Origin of the sequence: Streptomyces sp. NPDC050423 (assembly GCF_040655445.1) — a bacterium.
In the GTDB taxonomy this organism is placed as follows: domain Bacteria; phylum Actinomycetota; class Actinomycetes; order Streptomycetales; family Streptomycetaceae; genus Streptomyces.
The window spans coordinates 81,319-100,990 of record NZ_JBFAJY010000013.1; the positions used below are offsets into that span (position 1 = coordinate 81,319).

General features: G+C 74.3%; 5 protein-coding genes. 2 read left to right on the forward strand and 3 right to left on the reverse strand.

The window, feature by feature from the left end; genetic code table 11:
• Positions 1–56: 56 nt before the first annotated feature.
• Complete coding sequence (locus AB0I52_RS12605; protein ID WP_363071673.1) at positions 57–1,754, forward strand: ABC transporter ATP-binding protein; 1,698 nt, start codon at positions 57–59, stop codon at positions 1,752–1,754.
• Between the two features lie 65 nt (positions 1,755–1,819).
• Entirely contained in the window at positions 1,820–3,604 is a 1,785-nt protein-coding gene (locus AB0I52_RS12610; protein WP_363071675.1) for an ABC transporter ATP-binding protein, read from the forward strand.
• A 50-nt stretch (positions 3,605–3,654) separates the two neighbouring features.
• Here the strand turns inward: AB0I52_RS12610 and AB0I52_RS12615 are convergent, their stop codons facing one another.
• From AB0I52_RS12615 to AB0I52_RS12625, 3 genes are all read right to left on the reverse strand, one after another.
• Positions 3,655–4,887, reverse strand: coding sequence for a lipase (locus AB0I52_RS12615; protein WP_363071677.1), 1,233 nt, complete (start codon positions 4,885–4,887; stop codon positions 3,655–3,657).
• A gap of 204 nt (positions 4,888–5,091) precedes the next feature.
• Positions 5,092–5,301, reverse strand: coding sequence for an MbtH family protein (locus AB0I52_RS12620; protein ID WP_024493728.1), 210 nt, complete (start codon positions 5,299–5,301; stop codon positions 5,092–5,094).
• A complete protein-coding gene (locus tag AB0I52_RS12625; protein ID WP_363071679.1) occupies positions 5,298–19,547 on the reverse strand; it encodes an amino acid adenylation domain-containing protein in 14,250 nt (4,749 codons plus the stop codon). The genes AB0I52_RS12620 and AB0I52_RS12625 overlap by 4 nt, the downstream gene beginning before the upstream one ends.
• Between the last annotated feature and the right edge of the window lie 125 nt (positions 19,548–19,672).

The following is a 19,672-nucleotide window of genomic DNA, read 5'->3' on the forward strand; positions in this document are numbered from 1 at the left end:
ACCACTCATTTAGAGTAGCCTTACCTAACTTTCTCAGACTCTTCGCGGAGGCCCGCATGCCAGGTGGAGGACCGACCGGGGGGAACGTCCTCCGCAGGGCGATCAGGGGGCAGCGGCGGCGAGTCGCCACCGCGTCCCTGCTCGGCGCGGTGCACCAGGGGTGTGAGGCCCTGGTCCCCGTCGTCATCGGCGCGGCCATCGACACGGCGGTGGCCACCGGCTCCTCCCACGCGCTACTGCGCTGGCTCCTGGTGCTCGCGGGGCTGTTCCTGGTGCTGTCGAACTGCTACCGGACCAGCGCCCGGCTCGCCGAGGGGGCGGGCGAACGCGCCGCGCACCGGCTCCGGATGGAGCTCGGCGCCCGGGTGCTCGACCCGCGCGGCGGCGCCGACGCGAACCGGCTGCCCGGCGCGCTCACCAGCATCGCCACCAACGACGCCCGCCGGGTGGGCTCGGTGGCGACGGTCCTGGCGTACGGGGTCGCGGCGACCTCGGCGCTGGTGATCAGCTCGGTGGCGCTGCTGAGGATCTCCGTCCCGCTCGGACTCCTCGTCCTGCTGGGCATCCCCCCGCTGCTGTGGCTCGGGCACCGCATCAGCCGGCCGCTCGAACGACGCAGCGAGACCGAACAGGAACGGGCCGCGCACGCCTCGGGCGTCGCCGCCGACCTGGTCGCCGGACTCCGTGTCCTCAAGGGCATGGGCGCCGAGTCGGCCGCCGTCGCCCGCTACCGCACCACCAGCCAGGACTCGCTCGCCGCGGCGCTGCGGGCGGCCCGCAGCCGGGCCGGTCACGAGGGCGCCGTCCTCTCGCTGACGGGCGTCTTCATCGCGGTCATCGGCATCGTGGGCGCCTACCTCGCCATGCGCGGCAGCATCAGCATCGGCGACCTGGTGGCGGCGGTGGGCCTGGCCCAGTTCCTCCTCGGCCCGTTCCAGCTGCTCACCTACGTCAACGCCGAGTTCGCCCAGGGCCGCGCCTCCGCACGCCGGATCGCCGAGGTGCTGGACTCGCCCGCGGCCGTCGAGGGCGGCGAGTCCGCGGTGTCCGACGGCGCCACCGGACATCTGCGCCTCAGCGGGGTCCGGCTCGGCTCGCTGCGCGGGGTCGATCTCGACATCCGGCCGGGCGAACTGATCGGAGTGGTCACCGGGGATCCGTCCGCGGCGGCCGATCTGCTGCTCTGCCTGGCCAGGGAGCGGGACCCCGCCGACGGACTGATCGAGCTCGACGGCGTACCACTGACCGCACTCGGCCCCGACGGGCTGCGCCGCGCCGTCCTGGTCGCCCACCACGACGCCGACCTGTTCGAGACCAGCCTGCTGGACAACGTACGGGCCGGCGCCCACGACGACGCGGCCCCGGTCGACGAGGCCCTCGCCGCTTCGGCGGCAGACGAGGTCGCCCGGCTGCTGCCCGACGGCGGCGACACCGTCCTCGCCGAACGCGGCCGGTCCCTCTCCGGCGGCCAGCGACAGCGCGTCGCACTCGCCCGCGCCCTCGCCGCCGACAGCGCGGTACTCGTGCTGCACGACCCGACCACCGCCGTGGACACCGTCACCGAGTCCCGGATCGCCGCCCGGCTGCGGGAGATCCGCCACGGGCGCACCACCGTGCTGATCACGACCAGCCCGGCCCTCCTCGCGGTCACCGACCGGGTGGTGGTCCTCGACGAGGGCACGGTCACCGCGGACGGCCACCACAGCGAACTCGTCGCGGGTGACGAGCGGTACCGGGCGGCGGTGCTCGCATGACGTCCACGTACGAGGACCGCGCGCAAGACACGGACACGCACGCGGAGGAAGAGGGGGAAGCGGTCATGAGCACACCCGGCGGGGACCGTGAGCTGCTGCCGACGGCGAGCGCCGCGGAGAGCCTCACGGCGCTGCGCGTCATGCTGCGCGGCCACCGGCGGCTGACCGCGGCCGCCGTCACCGTGCTGGTCGCCGGGACCGGAATCGGTCTGCTGACCGCTCCCCTGCTCGGCCACATCGTGGACCTGGTGGTGGAGCGGCGGGGTTCGCGGGCGCTGACGGTGCCCCTGGTGCTGCTCATCGTGGTGGCCCTGGTGCGCGGCGGCGCCGCCGCGGTCGGCAGCACGCTCGTGGCCCGGCTCGGCGAGACCGTACTCGCCGCGGTGCGCGAGCAGTTCATCGAACGGGCGCTGCGGCTGCCGCTGGAGCGCGTCGAGGCGGCCGGTTCGGGCGATCTGGTCTCCCGGGTCACCAGCGATGTCTCCATGATCGCGAAGTCGGTGCGCCAGGCACTGCCCGAGTTCACCCGCTCCGCGTTGACCATCGTGCTGACCTTCGTCGGACTCGCCGTGCTGGACTGGCGGTTCCTGGTGGCGGCGCTGCTGGCGACGCCGGTGCAGGTGCTGTCCGTGCGCTGGTACCTGCGCCGGGCCGCTCCGGTGTACGCCGAGCACCGCGTCGCGACCGGCGCGCTCCAGCACCAGTTGCTCGACAGCGTCGGCGGGGTGCGTACCGTACGGGCCTTCCGGCTGAACCGCGCGCACACCGCCCTGCTGGAGCAGCGCTCCGCGTCGGCACGGAACCTCGCGCTGGACGGCATCCACATCGTCACCGGCTTCTTCTCGCGGCTGAACCTGGCCGAGTACATCGGCCTGGCGGCCATGCTCGGCGCGGGCTTCCTGCTGGTGGACAACGGCTCGGTGAGCATCGGTACGGCCACCGCCGCCGCGCTGTACTTCCACAGCCTCTTCAACCCCGTCAACGCCACGCTGTTCCTCATCGACGACGCGCAGTCGGCGGGCGCCAGCTTCGCCCGGCTGGTCGGACTGTCCGAGCTGCCCGCCGAGCGGACCGCGCCGGGCGGCCGTGCTCCGGCGGACGGTTCGGTGAAGGTGAGCGCGCTCAGCTACGCCTACGGCGCCGGGGCTCCCGTGCTGCGGAAGGTCGATCTGAAGGTGCGCGGCGGGGAACGGGTGGCCCTGGTGGGTGCCAGCGGCGCCGGCAAGACGACGCTGGCCAAGGTCATCGCGGGCGTCCACGAGCCGCACGGCGGGACCGTCGCGCTGGGCGGGGTCGACGCGGCCGAGCTGGGCGCCGCGGGGGTGCGGCGCGCGGTGACGCTGATCAGCCAGGAGGTGCACGTGTTCGCGGGCCCGCTGGCCGAGGACCTGCGCCTCGCCCGCCCCGGGGCCACCGACGAGGAGGTGCGCGCGGCGCTGTCCCGGGTCGGCGCCCTGGAGTGGGCCCAGGCGCTGGCCGACGGACTGGACACGGTCGTGGGCGAGGGCGGACACCGGCTGACGGTGACCCAGGCGCAGCATCTCGCGCTGGCCCGGCTCGTCCTCGCGGACCCGCCGATCGCGATCCTCGACGAGGCCACCGCCGACGCGGGCAGCGCCGGCGCGCGGGTTCTGGAGGAGGCGGCCCTGCGGGCACTGGAGGGGCGTACGGGCCTGGTGGTCGCGCACCGGCTCCCCCAGGCGGCGACCGCCGACCGCGTCGTCGTCCTCGACGAGGGCCGGATCGTGGAGACCGGCAGCCATGACGAACTCGTCGCGGCGGGCGGCCGGTACGCGGCGCTCTGGGAGGCGTGGTCCGACAGCCGCCAGGAGCCGGCGGACGTGCGGTAGCCACGCGGACGTTCGGGTGCTCCGTACGGTCGCGAGCGGCACCGCCTTCCTCAGGGGATGAACGCGATGTCGGGGTAGCGCGGGGACGGCCCGGACAGCAGATGGCCGTCCCTGCCCCGCAGATGGAGGTCGAAGAACGCGCGCAGGTAGGCGCGTTGGGCGGCGACGGCCCGGCCGGCGTCGATCGTCCCGATGGAGTTGGTGAGGGCGGCGACCGCCTCCGGCGGCAGCGGGAGCGCCCTTTCCAGCTGTTGCGCCAGCGGGGACATGTCCGTGTAGGTGAGGTGTGCGGAGTCGCGCAGCCGCAGTTCGAGCCGCCAGCCGCGCAGGTGCGACCAGAAAGCCGTCCAGGACGGGTCGTTGTGGCGCCCGTGGGTGGCATTGCCCATCAGCAGGAACGGGCGGTCGAGCCCGGTGTCCTTGACCGTCCCGTTGACGCTGCCGTCCAGGTCGACGCCGGCGAGGATGCGGCGGTCCCGTGCCATGGCCCCCGCCGCAGTGTCGCCGCCGATCGAGTGCCCGAACATCCCGGTCCTGGACAGATCGAGGGAACCCCGCAGGCGGTGGGGCAGCCGGCGGCCCTCGGCGTCGGGGTTCCTGCCCGCGTTCAGCCGTTCCAGTTCGTCCAGGACGAACCGGGTGTCGTCCTGGCGGACCCGCAACGCATCGAGCGGGTCCGGGTCCGGGCCCACCTCCACCCTGCCGCCGGGGAACTCCACGATCGAGGCCTCATGGGTGTGGTCGATCGTCACCACCGCGTACCCGTGCGCGGCCAGGTCCTCGACCAGCGAGGTGCCCATGGCTCGCATCGTGTTGAGGCCCGGGGAGAAGAGCACCACGGGATGGCCGTGGCGGCGCACCTCCACGGGGGCGTCCTGCCGGGCATGCGTCACCGGGAAGCCGACGTTGTCCATCGGCGTCCGGAGGTCCTGGCCGACCTTTCGCCTGTACAGCGCCGTCGCCGCCGGCGGGAGCCAGGGGGCGCGCCGGTGGCCGTGGGTGTCCGACGCCGGGTACCACACGCTGATCATCAGTTCGCGGGGCGAGGCGGGTGAGACCCACGGGTCCCGGCGCGAACGGTCGATCAGATGCAGCGAGGTGGTTCCGATCCGCCGCGGACCGGTCGGCACCGGCAGGGTGAGCCGCACCCGGCTCGTCCCGGGCCCGGCGGCCGAAGCTGCTCCGGCCGGGCGACCGGCCGCCCGTGCCGTCCCCGCGGTGGCGAGCACGAGACCCGCCGTCCCGGCCGCGGCAAGCACCGACCGGCGCGATATGTCCCCCATCCGGATTCCTCACCTGCGCTCGACGACTGGTTGACCCGTCCACCGAAGATGGCACCCCCGCGGCGACGGCGACAAGCCGCGCGGGCGATTTCAGGGTAGGTACAGGGGCATCCCCGACCCCGCCTCCGGGCACGGGTCAGCACACCGGACGCGCACGCACCGCCGCCCCCCGGTGAGACCGAGGGGCGGCGGTGTACCTGCCGGTCAGCCCTGGAGGGCGACGAGGCTCGCCGGTCGCAGGTCCGTCCAGTTCGCCTCCACATGGGCAAGGCACGCCTCACGGGTGTCGGCGCCGAAGACGGTCCGCCAGCCGGCCGGCACCTCGGCGAAGGCGGGCCACAGCGAGTGCTGGTTCTCGTCGTTGACCAGGACCAGGAAGCTGCCCTGCGGGTCCTCGAACGGGTTGGTCGTCATGCGTTGTCACTCCTCTTGGACGGTGCGGTGAACAGCCCGGACAGCGGCTGTTCCGGATGAGTCACCACGCGGTGCAGCAACTCCATGTATTCATCGGCCAGTTGCCCGGCCCTGTCGGAGCCCAGCAGATCGGTGTCGTGGATCAGCCCGCAGTGCACCGGGCCGTCGCCGCGCGGCTCGTAGAAGCTGAGGGTCAGCTCGGCCCGGGTGACGCCGGTCGGTACGGCGGCGAGCGAGCCGATGCCGCCCTCCAGCTGCCGCGCGTCGGCCTGTTCGTGGTGGATCACCATGACCTGCGGGCCCCGGGGAGGCAGTCCGGTGGCCCGCACGACCGCGTCGAACGGGACGTCCTGCCGGTCGAGAGCGCTCAGTGTCGTCTCCCGTACCCGGGTCAGCAGTTCCGCGAAGCTCGGGTCACCCGCCGTGTCGGTGCGCAGCACCACCGTGTTGAAGAAGCAGCCGACCAGATCGGCGAGCTGGTCGTCGGCGCGTCCCGCCACCATCGTGCCGATCGGCAGATCGGTGCCCGCGCCGTACCCGGTGAGCAGCGCCGCGAGGGCCGCGTGGAGCACCATGAACATGCTGGTGCCGGTGGCCCCCGCGAGCCGGTCCACGGCGGCGTGCAGCTCCTCGTCGAGGACGAACCCGACGTGGTCCCCGGGCCGGGTGGCCGTGTCCGGGGCGGCCCGGTCCGGGCCGTCGGCCGGCAGGGCGAGGCGCCCCGGCAGTCCGTCGAGCGTCCGGCGCCAGTAGGCGAGTTGCTGCCCGCCCCTGCTGTCCGGGTCGGTGAGGTCGCCCAGGGTCTCGTGCGCCCATTGGGCGTAGTCGGCGTAGCCGACCGGCAGCGGCTCCCAGCCGGGCGCGAGGCCCCGGGCGCGTGCCGTGTGGGCGGTGACCAGGTCGCGGAGGAGCGGGACCACGGACCACTCGTCGACGGCGAGGTAGTGCAGGGTCAGCAGCAGTGCCTGGCCGCCGTCGGGGCCCGTGAGCAGATGCGCCCTGATGGGGGCCTCCGCGGCCGGATCCGTTGCCAGGCCCGCGAGTTCGGCAAGGCGGGCATCCAGGCCGGCGCACGTTTCCGTGGTCAGGACGGGGGCCTCGGCGGGCCGGTGGTACAGGATGCCGTCCCGTTCGGTGAACGCGGTGCGCAGCGGCTCGTGCCGGGCCACCACGTCGGCGAGCGCGGCGGCGAGTACCTCGGCGTCGAGCCCGCCCGTGGAACGCAGCGCCAGCGCGTGGTCGACACCCCGTCCGCCGCGGCAGGACTGCCACTGCCAGTCCTGGACGGGCGCCGCCCGCGGCGGCTCGGCCCGCCGCTCGACCGGACGCAGCGCGGGGCGGGCGGCGGCCGCGCCCTCCAGCGCGGCGGCGACACCGGCGACCGTCAGCGCGTCGAAGACGTCCCTGATGCTCAGTTCGACGCCGAACTCGGCGCGGATACGGCCCAGCAGCCGCATCGACGCCATGGAGTGGCCACCGAGCGCGAAGAAGCTGTCGTGCACACCGACGTCGTCGAGCTTGAGGATCTCGCGGAACAGTGCGGCGATCCTGGTCTGGGTCGCGGTGGCCGGCCGGGTGTCGCCCGTCATCGCCGACCAGTCGGGGACGGGCAGTGCGGCGCGGTCCAGCTTGCCGTTGGGCGTGAGCGGCAGCGGGCCGTCCAGCGGCACCACCAGGGCCGGAACCATGTACTCGGGGAGCAGCCCGGCCAGGTGTGCGCGCAGCTGCCGCGGGTCCGGTGCGCCGGACTCGGGCAGCGCGTAGGCGATCAGCCGGACGATGTCGCCGTCCCGGTCGGGGACCACCGCGGCCTGGGCGACGCCGGGGTGTCCGGCGAGTGCCGCCTCGATCTCGCCCAGCTCGATACGGAAGCCCCGCACCTTCACCTGAGTGTCGGCCCGGCCGAGGAAGTCGAGGTTGCCGTCCCGGCGCCGGCGGGCGCGGTCGCCGGTCCGGTACATCCGGCTGCCCGGCGCCCCGAACGGGTCAGCGACGAATCGCTCCGAGGTGAGGGCCTCCTTGCCGAGGTAGCCGCGGGCGAGCCCGCGCCCGGCGACGTACAGCTCGCCCACCACACCGGGTGGCACGGGCCTCAGTCGCTCGTCGAGCACATAGGCGCGGGTGTTGGGGTCGGGCCGGCCGATGGGCACCCGGCCGGCCGGGCTGCCGCCGTGCTCGCGGGCGCGCCACAGCGTCGAGTTGACCGTCGCCTCGGTGAGCCCGTAGGCGCAGATCAGGTCGGCGGTGGCGCCGAAGCGGTCGAACAGGTCCGGCGGCACCGTCTCGGTGCCCACCAGGACGGTCGATCCCCCGGGCAGTTCGCAGCCGGGCGGGAGCGCCGACACCAGGGACGGCGGCAGGATCATGTGGGTGATCCGCTGGTCCGCGAGGAAGTCGGTCAGTTCCGGTCCCGCGACCCGTGCCTCGTCGGTGATGAGGACGAGGCGGCCGCCGTGGCACAGCGCCATGGAGAGCTCGAAGACGAAGACGTCGAAGCCGGTGGAGGCGAACTGGAGCACCCGGCTGTCGCGTCGCAGGTTCATCCGGTCGACGGCGGTGGCCACGAGGGAGGAGATTCCCTCGTGGGGCACGATCACGCCCTTGGGGCGGCCGGTCGAACCGGAGGTGTAGATCACGTAGGCGGCCTGGTCCAGGCCGGCGGGCCCGTCAAGCACGGCGGGCGCGTCGGTCCGGGGCGGCGCGTCCAGTGCCGCGGCGGTGTCCGGCGCGTCCAGCAGGACCACCGGGACGCCCGTCACCCCGGGGATCTTCCCCGCGACCGGTTCGGTGCCGACGACCAGGGCCGCCCCCGAGTCCTCGATCATGTAGGCGAGCCGGTCCCCGGGGTGGACCAGGTCGAGCGGCAGGAACGCGGCGCCCAGCTTCAGCACGGCGAGCACGGTGGCGACCATGTCCACGGACCGGGGCACGGCCACCCCGACCACGCTCTCGGCCCCCACTCCGTGCGCGGCGAGCAGCCCGGCGATACGGCGGGCGCGGTCGTCGAGCTGGGTGTACGTCACCGAGCGGGAGCGGTCCACCACGGCGACGGCGTGGGGCCGCTCGGTGAGCCGCCGCGCGAACATCGCGGGCAGGCTCTCCTCGTCGACCTCCCGGTCGGTGGAGCCGAAGCCCTCCAGGACGGTCCGCAGCTCCGGTCCGGAGAGGATCTCGGCCCGGGACAGCGGCTGTCCGGGCGCGGCGACGAGTGCGGCGACCAGGATACGCAGCCGCTCGCCGAGCGCCTCGGCGGTCTCCCGGTCGAACAGCTCGGTGGCGAACTCCAGCCGGCAGCCGAGCGATCCGGCGCCGCCGTCGGCCGCGATGTGCTCGGTGAAGCTGAACACCAGGTCGAACTTGGCGGAGCGGATCCGGAACGGCACGTACTCCGCCCGCAGTCCCGGCAGTTCCAGTTCCCCGCCGGTGCGGGCGTGGTAGCCGACCATCACCTGGAAGAGCGGGTTGCGGGAGAGCGAGCGCGTCGGGTTGAGGGCCTCGACGACCGACTCGAAGGGGACGTCCGCGTGGGAGAACGCCGCCAGGTCGGTTTCGCGGACCCGGCCCAGGAGTTCGGTGAAGCTGGGGTCGCCGCTGATGTCGGTGCGCAGGACGAGGGTGTTGACGAAGAACCCGACGAGTTCGTCCAGCGCCTCGTCGCCGCGTCCCGCGATGGGGGAACCGATCGGGATGTCCGTCCCGGCGCCCATCCGGTGGAGCAGCGCGGCCACGGCCGCGTGCACCACCATGAACATGCTCGCGCCGGACTCCCGGGCGAGCCTCTTCAGCCCTTCGTGGACCGGGGTGTCGAAGGCGATGTCGAGTTCGGCTCCGGAGAACGCCGGGCGGGCGGGCCTGGGCCGGTCGGTTGGCAGCTCCAGCTCTTCCGGGGCTCCGGCCAGGGCCGTACGCCAGTGGTCCAGCTGCCGGGCGGCCAGGCTGGTCCCGTCGGCGGGGTCGCCGAGCAGCCGGTCCTGCCACAGGGCGTAGTCGGCGTACTGGACGGGCAGCGGCTCCCAGTCGGGGGCCGTGCCGTCGAGGCGCGCCGCGTAGGCGGTGGCCAGGTCCCGCAGGAACGGCCGGTCCGACCACTCGTCGGTGCTGATGTGGTGCAGCAGCAGCACGACGACGTGGTCCTCGGGCGACAGTTCCACGACCGTGGCGCGCAGCAGCAGTTCGGTGGCGAGGTCGAACGGCCGGTTGACGGCCGTGTCGATGATGCCGGGCACTTCCGCCTCGGTGGCCCGCAGGCACTCCACCACGGGGTGCGCCTGCTCCGCGGGCAGCACCCGCTGGCACACCTGGCCGTCGGGGGTGGCGAAGAAGACAGTGCGCAGGGCCTCGTGACGTGTCGTCACATCGACGAGTGCGCCGCGCCAGGCCGCCAGGTCCAGCGGGCCGCGCAACCGCAGGGCCAGCGAGAAGTTGTACGCGGCCGAGGTGCACTCGATCTGCTGGATGACCCACAGCCGCTGCTGGGCGTGGGACAGCGGCAGCCGGTCCGGCCGGTCGCCGGCGGTCAGCGCCGGACGGGCCGCGCCGCCGGCACGGGCGGCACGGGCCACCAGTTCGGCGACGGTCGGCGCCTCGAAGAGATCCCGGATCGCCAGCTCCGCGTCGAGCGCGGTGCGGGCCCGGCTGACCAGCCGGGTGGCCAGCAGCGAGTGCCCGCCCAGATCGAAGAAGTCGCTGTCGATGCCGACGCTGCCCGCGGGCAGTCCGAGCACCTCGGCGAACAGGGCGCAGAGCGTCTCCTCCCGCGGGTTACGGGGAGCGCGGCCGGTGTCCGTACCGGCGAGGTCGGGTGCGGGCAGCGCCCTGACGTCCAGCTTGCCGTTGACGGTCAGGGGCAGCGTTTCGAGGGTGACCAGCGCGGCGGGCACCATGTAGTCCGGCAGTCCGGCCTTCAGATGGTCGCGCAGCCGCCGGGTCAGCGCGTCGCCGGTCCCGGCGCCCTCCTGCGGCACCACATAGCCGACCAGGCGCTTGGTGCCCGCCCGTTCCGACACGACGACCGCCGCGTGCGCGACCTCGGGGTGCGCGGACAGGGCCGTGGAGATCTCGCCCAGCTCGATGCGGTAGCCGCGGATCTTGACCTGGTCGTCGGTGCGGCCGAGGAAGTCGATGAGGCCGTCGGGGCGTTGGCGTACCAGGTCGCCGGTGCGGTACATGCGCTCGCCCGGTTCGCCGAACGGGTCGGCGACGAACCGCTCGGCCGTCAGCGCGGCCCGGTCGTGGTAGCCGCGGGCCAGGCCCGTACCGGCGATGTACAACTCGCCGGGGTTGCCGGGCGGGACGGGGCGCAGCATCGGGTCCAGGACATGGGCGCGGGTACCGCGGATCGGCACGCCGACCGTGGAGGTCGCGCTGTCGGCGGTGGACCCGCCGAGCGTGTTGATCGTGTACTCGGTCGGCCCGTAGAGGTTGTACCCGTAGGTGTCCTCGGTGCGGCGCAGCCGGGTCCAGACCGTGTCGGGGACGGCCTCGCCGCCGAGCAGGACCAGTGCGGGCCGGTGCTTTCCGGCGGCCTCGTCGCGGTCGAGCAGGCCCTCCTCGATGAGCAGCTGGGCGTAGGTGGGCGTCACGTTGACCACGTCGATGCGGTGGCTGTCGCAGTACGCGACCAGCGCCTCGGCGTCGCGGCGGAGCTCTTCGCCGCAGACGTGGACCTCGTGGCCCTCGACGAGCCAGAGCAGTTCCTCCCAGGACATGTCGAAGGCGAAGGACACGGTGTGCGCGATGCGCAGCCGCCGTCCGCCGGCCGAGGCGATGGCCGGGTCGAAGATCTCCTTCTGGTGGTTGAACTGCATGTTCGTCAGTCCGCGGTACGGGGTGACGACGCCCTTGGGACGGCCGGTCGAACCCGAGGTGTAGATGACGTACGCGGGGTGGTCCAGGCGGCCCGGCACGCCGTGCGCGAACGCGGGCCGTTCGGCGTCGGTGATCTCGCCGCTCGCGAGCGCGGCCAGCTCGGCGGCCACGGCCGCGTCGTCCAGCAGGAGTTCGGGGGCCACGGGCCCCTCGTCGTCCCGCAGGGACGGGGCGACGGCGGTGGTGGACACCAGGCACAGCGGTCCGGTGTCGCGCGCCATCAGGCGGAGCCGGTCGGCGGGGTGGTCGAGGTCGAGGGGCAGATAGGCGGCGCCGGTGCGCAGTACGGCGAAGAGTGCGGCCACCATCTCGATCGAGCGCGGCAGGGCGAGCGCCACCACCTTCTCCGGGCCGGCTCCCCGGGCGAGCAGCAGCCGGGCGAGCCTGTTGATACGGGCGTCCAGCTCGGCGTAGGTGAGGGCCCGCTCGCCGAAGACGAGCGCGACGGCGTCCGGGGTGCGGGCGACCTGGGCGGCGAGCAGATCGGCGACGGTCTCGTCGGGCACCGGCTCGCGGCCGGTGCGCCGCGCGGCGGCCATGGCGGTCCGCTCGGCGGGCAGCAGCAGGTCGACACCAGCGGTCCGGGCCCCGGCCGGGTCTTCGCTGTCGAGGCCTTCGGCGAGCCGGCCGAGCACGGCCGTGAACCGGTCGAGGATGGTGGTCGCGGCCTCGGCGTCGAACAGGTCCGGCCTGGCCGCCAGGGTGATCCGCAGCCGGCTGCCGGGGGTGACGATCAGGGTGAGCGGGAAGTGGGTGCCGTCCACGTTGGACATGGCGGTGACGCCGTGCCGCCACCGCAGTTCGGCCGCCCGGTCCTCGCCGTCGGCCGAGCGCAGGACGAACAGGGTGTCGAAGAGCCGGCGGTGGCCCGTCTCCTGTTGCAGGGCGCCCAGTCCGACGTACTCGTACGGCATGACGGCCGCGCGCTCGGACTGCATCCGGCGCATCAGGCCGAGCAGCGGCTCGTCCGGGGTGAACGCGACGCGCGCCGGGATGGTGTTGAGGAACATCCCGATGATTCCGGCCGCGTCCGGGACGTCCGCGGGCCGCCCGGCGACGGCCGTGCCGAAGGCGACGTCGGCGCGGCCGGTCATCGCCGAGAGGACCAGCCCCCAGGCCGCGTTGAGCACGGTGTTCAGGGTGAGCCCGTGCCTGCGGGCCGTGGCGCGCAGCAGTTCGCCGGCCCGCGCCGTCAGCACGGTGTCGTGGTCGGCCGGGATGACCGGGCCGGTGTCGCGACCGGACGGGGCGAGCAGGGTCGGCTCGTCGAAGCCGGAGAGCGACCGGCGCCAGGCGGCGAGCGCGGCCCCGGTGTCCTGCTCGTCCAGCCAGCCGAGGTAGTCGCGGTACGAGCCGGGGACCGGAAGCCCGGTGTCGTCGCCCGCGCGCTCGTACAGGGTGAACAGCTCCTCCAGGAAGAGCCACGCGGACCAGCCGTCCCACAGGATGAGGTGATGGGTGATCACGAGCCGGTCCCGGCCGTCACCGAGCCGGATGAGCAACAGCCTGCACAGCGGGGGCGAGGACAGGTCGAAGCGCTGCCTCCGGTCGGCGGCCAGCAGTTCCCCGGTCCGGCTGTGCTGCTGGGCGGCGGACAGTCCGGAGAGGTCCTCCTCGACGAGCGGGATCTCGGCCCCGTCCACGATGAACTGGACCGGGCTGGGCAGTCCGTCGGCGGTGAATCCGGCCCTCAGACCGGTGTTGCGGGCCAGCAGCGCCCGGCAGGCGGCGCGCAGCCGGTCCGGGTCGACGCGCCGGTCGAAGTCCAGGGTCTCCTGGGAGAGGTAGACGTCGAGCGCCTCGCCCGAGTCGTAGGTGGCGTGGAAGTACATGCCCTCCTGGAGGGGGGAGAGCGGCCAGATGTCGGCGACCGGGAGTCCGGCGGTGGCGGCGACGCGGCCGGTCTCCTCCGGTGAGAGCACCAGACCGCCCAGCGGGACGGCCGGCTCCGGCTCCGGCGGGGTGCCCGCGGCGGTCAATTGGACGAGCAGGGCCCGCAGGGCGGGGTCGACGTCGGCACCGGACCGCTCCTGAAGGGCCAGCACGGCCTGGAGGGCGGCAGCCGCCTGCCCGGCCTCGGCAGCGGGCACGGTCACGGCGTCGGGGGTGGCGGGGACGAGCGTGGTGGCGGCCGGTTCGGGGCCGGAGGGGACGAAGGGGCCGGACGGATCGGGGGCGGCGGTCTGCGCGGCGGCGGCCAGCGCGGCCGGGGTCCGGCACTCGAACACGTCGCGGGGGCCGATCGTCAGGCCCCGCGCACGGGCCCGGGTGGCGACCGTGATCGAGCTGAGGCTGTCGCCGCCGAGGACGAAGAAGTCGTCGTCGGCGCCGGTCCCGGGTAGGCCCAGCACCTCGGCGAAGATCTCGCACAGGGCGCTCTCGCGCGCGTCGCGGGGGGCCCGGCCGCCGGTGCGGGCGGCGGGTGCCGCGGACGGCAGGGCGTTCTGGTCGAGCTTGCCGCTCGGGGCCAGCGGCAGTTCGTCCAGGGCCAGGACGGTGCCCGGCACCATGGGCGCGGGCAGCACGTCCGCGAGCGCCGCGCGCAGGGCCTCGGTGTCCAGGACCGCGCCGGCGCCGGGCACGGCGTAGCCGGCGAGTGCGCCGTCGCGGACGATCACCGCGGCACGGGCCACGCCCGGCAGGCCGGCCAGAGCCGCCTCGATCTCGCCGAGTTCGATGCGGTTGCCCCGGATCTTGACCTGCCGGTCGGTGCGGCCGAGGTACTCGACTGCGCCGTCAGTGCGGCGCCGCACCAGGTCACCGGTGCGGTACATGCGCTCGCCCGGTCCGCCGAACGGGTCGGCGACGAAGCGTTCGGCGGTCGTACCCGGCCGGTCGTGGTAGCCCCGCGCCAACTGCACACCGGCGAGGTAGAGCTCCCCCGGCACCCCGTCGGGCACCTGGCGCAGGAACGGGTCCAGCACGTGCAGCCGGGTGTTCCACACCGGGCGGCCGATGGCGACGGCGGGTCGCGCGTCGCCCTCGTGGTCGTGGTCGTAGTCGTAGGAGGTCACGTCCACCGCGGCCTCGGTGGGCCCGTAGAGGTTGTGCAGCGGCACGGGGGGCCGCCCGGAACGGGACGTCAGCTCCGACCAGTCCCCGGCCTGGGCACCAGTGAGGGCCTCGCCGCTGCTGAACACCCGCCGCAGGCTCGCCGCCCAGTCCGGGTGGTCGGTGGCGGACTCCAGGGCCTGGGTGAACGCGGCCAGCATGGACGGCACGAAGTGCAGCGTGGTGATCCGCCGCTCCCGGATCAGCCCGGCGAGGTAGCCGGGGTCGCGGTGGCCGCCGGGGCGGGCGAGGACGACGGTCGCGCCCTCCACCAGGGGCCAGAAGAACTCCCACACGGAGACGTCGAAGGCGGCCGGGGTCTTCTGCAGGACCCGGTCGTCCGCACCGAGTCCGTACTCCCCCTGCATCCACGCGAGCCGGTTGACGACGGCCCGGTGGGTGACGGCGACGCCCTTGGGGCGCCCGGTGGAGCCGGAGGTGTAGATCAGATAGGCCGGGTGGTCGGGACCGGCCGCCCGCACGGGCACATCGGGGACATCCGTGGTGCCGGGGTCGTCCGGGTCGACGACGAGGAGGAGGTCGAGGTCCGGTACGCCGGGCAGCCGCCCGGCCGCCTCGGCGGTGGTCACGACCGTACGCGTGCCGGAGTCACCGAGCACGAACACGACGCGCTCGGCGGGGTAGTCGAGGTCGACCGGCAGATAGGCGGCGCCGGTCTTGAGGACGCCCAGCAGCGCGACCATCAGTTCGGCCGACCGGGGCACGGCCACCGCGACGTAACGCTCCGGCCCGGCGCCGCGCGACCGCAGCCGGCGGGCCAGTGCCTCGGCCCGCCGGTCGAGCTCCGCGTAGGTCAGCGTGGTGTCCTCGAAGACGACGGCGGGGGCATCGGGGGTACGTGCCGCCTGCGCGGCGAACAGCGAGGCGAGCGTGGCCTCGGGGACGGGCCGCGAGGTGGCGTTCAGCTCGGCGAGGTGTGCGTGTTCCCGCCCGGACAGCAGCCCGGTCCGGGCCACGGTGCGGCCGGGCCCGGACACCAGGGTGCGCAGCAGTGCGGTGAACCGGTTGGCGAGTACGGCCACCGTGACCTGGTCGAAACGGGCGGCGTCGTGCTTGAACCGCAGCAGCATCCCGGCGCCGCCCGGCTCGACGACGAGCGCGAGCGGGTAGTGCACGGCGTCGCGGACCTCGTTGCCGGTGATGCGCAGCGCGTCGGGTCCCCGGTCGGCGGACAGCTCGGCGGCCGGGTGGTTCTCGAACACCACGAGTGTGTCGAAGAGTTCGCCGCCACCCGCGATCCGCTGGATGTCGGCCAGGCCGAGGTGCTGGTGGTCCAGGAGCGCCGTGTGCTCGTCCTGGACGCGGCGCAGGAATTCGGTGAGCGGCTCCTCCGGGCGCAGGCCCACTCGGGCGGGGACGGTGTTGATGAACAGGCCCACCGCGGCGTCCAGGCCCGCGACCTCGGTGGTCCGGCCGGACACGGTGGTGCCGAAGACGATGTCGCGGCTGCCGGTGAGCGCGCCGAGCAGCAGCGCCCACGCGCCGTGCACGACCGTGCTCAGGGTGAGGCCGTGGGCGCGGGCGTACGCGGTGAGGGCCGCGGTGAGCTCCTCGGGGAGCCGGGTGTCGACCTGTTGCGGCCTGGCCGGGGCCCGCTCGTCGTCGGCCGCCGTGGAGAGGGCGGAGAGCCGGGTCGGCCCGTCCAGGCCGGACAGCGCCCGGCGCCACGCGTCCCGTGCGGTGTCCCGGTCCCGGGTGGCCAGCCATGCCAGGTACGGGCGGGGGGAGGCCGGTGCGGGGAGTTCCTCGCCCCGGTAGGCGGCGGTGAGTTCGCGCAGCAGTACGGAGACCGACCAGCCGTCGGCGACGATGTGGTGCAGGGTGAGCAGCAGCCGGTGCCGGTGGCCGTCCCGGACCAGGGTGGCGCGCAGCAGCGGTGGCCGGGCCAGGTCGAAGCGCTCGGCGCGGTCGGCCCGGAGCACCTCATCGAGGCTGGTCCCGGCGGTGTCGGCCTCCCGCCAGGGCAGGGTGACCTGGCCGGCGAGGCGCTGGACGACCTCGCCGCCGGGGAGCTGGCGGAACGAGGCGCGCAGCAACGGGTGCCGGTCCAGCAGCAGTTGCAGGGCTCCGCGCAGCCGGTCCGGGTCGGCGAACCCGTCGAGCTCCAGCACTTCCTGGACGAGGTAGAGGTCCGCGGAGCCCGCGTCGAACGCGGCGTGGAAGAAGAAGCCCTCCTGGAGCGGGGAGACGGGCAGGGCGTCCTCGTCCAGGACGTCCGCCGCGGCCGGGGCCCGCGTCGTTCCGGCGGCGCGGGCCAGGGCCTCGACGGTGCGGAGCCGGAACACCTCGCGCGGACTGATGGTGAGACCGGCGTCGCGGGCCCGGTTCACCAGCTGGATCGCGACGATGCTGTCGCCGCCCAGCTCGAAGAAGCTGCTCCGGACGCCCACGGACGGCAGGCCGAGCAGCTCGGCGAAGAGCGCGGCGAGCACGGTCCCGGCCGGTCCGGTGGGTGCGTCGGTGCCGCTGACGGCCGTCCACCGGGGCTCGGGCAGGGCGCGGCTGTCGAGCTTGCCGTTGGGCGTGAGCGGGAGGGGGCCGTCCAGGACGACGACGGCGGTGGGCACCATGTGGTCCGGCAGCGCACCGGCGACCTGGGCACGTGCGGCGGTGACGGCCGCCCCGGTGGCGGCCGCGTCGTCGCCGTCCCCGACCAGATAGGCGACGAGGCGCTTGACGCCCCGGTGGTCGTCACGGACGAGGACGGCGGCCTGGGCGATCCCGGGGCCGGCCATGAAGGCGCTCTCGATCTCGCCGGGTTCGATCCGGTGGCCGCGGATCTTGAGCTGGCCGTCGGCGCGGCCCAGGAACTCCAGGTTGCCGTCGGCGGCCCAGCGGACCCGGTCGCCGGTGCGGTACATCCGGGTGCCGGGCTCCCCGTACGGGTCCGCGACGAAGCGCTCCGAGGTCAGGGCGGGACGGCCCAGGTAGCCGCGGGCGAGGCCGCGCCCGGCGACGTAGAGCTCCCCCTCGACGCCCACCGGCACCGGGCGCAGTGCCGCGTCCAGGACGTAGGTGCGGGTGTTGGGGTCGGGCCGGCCGATGGGTGTGGGGCCGGGCCGGCCGGAACGGGCGAGCCACAGCGTGGAGTTGACGCTCGCCTCGGTCAGTCCGTACGCGACGACGACCTGGAGCCGGCCGGACCAGCGGGCGATCAGCTCGCTCGGGACCGCTTCGGTGCCGACGACGAGGACGGCGCCCTCGGGCAGCTCGCACTCCTGCGGCAGCGCCGAGACGAGCGACGGGGGCAGGATCATGTGGGTGGCGCGGTGGTGTGCGATGTAGTCGGTGAGGGCGGGGCCCGCGACCCGCCGCTCGGCGGGTACGACGATGATCCGGCCGCCGGCGCACAGCGACATGATCAGGTCCCAGACCGTCACGTCGAAGCCGACGGAGGCGAACTGCACGACGCGGCTGTCGGAGGTGACACCGATCCGGTCGGTGGCCGTGGCGAGGAGGCTGCCGACGCCGTCGTGGGTGACGATCACGCCCTTGGGGCGGCCGGTGGAGCCCGAGGTGTAGATGACGTAGGCGGCCTGGTCCAGGGCGACCGGGGTGCCGGGGTCGGTGTCGTCCTGCGCGGCGAGGGCGGCGGCGGTGGCCGGTGCGTCGAGCAGGAGGTGGCCGGCGTCCGTCGCCGGGAGGTGGTCCGTGAGTTCCCGGACGGTGAGCACGGTGGCGGCCCCCGCGTCGGCCAGCATGTAGGCGGTCCGGTCCCGGGGGTGGTCGGCGTCCAGCGGGAGGTAGGCGGCTCCGGCCTTCATCACGGCGAGCAGTGCCACCACGAGTTCCGGGGAGCGCGGGAGGGCCACGGCGACGACGTCGGCGGCGCGCACGCCGCGGGAGGTGAGGAGCCGGGCGAGCCGGTTGGCGGCGGCATTGAGCCCGGCGTAGGTGAGTTCACGGTCCTCGCACACGAGCGCGACGGCCCCGGGCGAGCGGCGCACCTGTGCCTCGAAGGCGGCGGGCCAGGACAGTTCGGCCACCTCGCGCGGAGAAGTCGCGAACTCACCGAGCAGCCGGTCCCGTTCGGCGCCGGAGGTGAGCTCGATCCGGCCCACGGGCCGGTCGGGGTCCTCGGTGAGGGCGCGCAGCACGGTGAGGAAGCGGCGTTCATGGTCGCGGAGGGTCTGCGCGTCGCAGAGGTCCGCGTCCGCGTCGAGGTGGACGGCGATGCCTCGGCCGCCGCGGGTCTCGGCGAATGCGAAGGCGAGGTCGCTGACCGGGCCGAGCCACTCCGGGCGGAGTTCGGCGTCCAGCCCGTCGAAGCCGAATCCCTCGCCCCTGGGCAGGATGTTGACGGTGGGGCCGACGAGTTCCGCGCCGCCGTCGACCAGTCCGAGGTCCCTGGCCAGTTCCTCGGCGCGGTGGCGCCCGTGCGCGACCGCTTCGGAGATCTCCTGGCGCACGCCGTCGACGAGGGCCGCGCCCGTGGTGCCGGGGCGGACGGTCAGCCGCAGCGGGACGATGTTGGAGACCATGCCGGGGACGACGGCCGACACGGCGTCCTGGCGTGCGGCGACCGGCAGGCCGAGGACCAGGTCCTGTTCGCCCGTGACCCGGTGCAGATAGGCGGCGACGGCGGCGACCAGCAGCCGGGACGGCCGGACGGCCGCGTTACCGGCGGCGGTGCGCAGCCGCTCGGCGTCCTGCGGGGTGAGTTCGACGGTGCGCCGCAGCCGCCGCGCCATCAGGGACGGGGCGCGTTCGACGAGGCGTACGGGTTCGGGCCGGCCGGCCAGGTGCTCCCGCCACCAGGCGCGGTCCTGCTCGTGCTGTGCGCAGGCGCGGTGGTCCCGGTCGGCGTCCACGAGCCGGGTGAGGGACCAGTCGGGGCGGGCGGGGGCCCGGGTGCCCAGGGTGTACAGCTCGCCCGCCCGGCGGGTGATCAGCGTGACGCCCATGCCGTCGAGAACGATGTGGTGGTAGCGCTGGTACCAGCGGACCCGGTCGTCCGCGAGCCGCAGCAGCGCCTGGGCGAAGAGCGGTGCCCGGCCGAGGTCCACGGGCCGTTCGCGTTCGGCGGCCGTCCAGTCGGCGGCGGCCGCCTCGGGGTCCGGGGCGTCGCGCAGGTCGACGACGGGCACCTCGGCCAGGACGGCTGCGGGGGTCTGGCGCGGGCCGCCGTCCCCGGGGGTGAACTCGACGTGCAGGCAGTCGGCTTCCCCGACGGCCTGCCGGACGGCGGCGGTGAGCCGGCCGAGGTCGGTGGCACCGTACAGGTCCAGGGCGAAGACGATGTTGTAGGCGGAGCTGTCGGGCTCGATCTGCTGGGCTGACCAGATACCGGCCTGCCCACCGGTCACGGGGGTTCCGGCAGTGGATGTCCGGTCCGACTCGGCGTCAAACATCGTACGAAATGGCCTTTCCCTGATGATGTACGGCAAGGAGAGGACGTCCCGTCCGACGGTGTGCCGGGCCGGCACGCCGT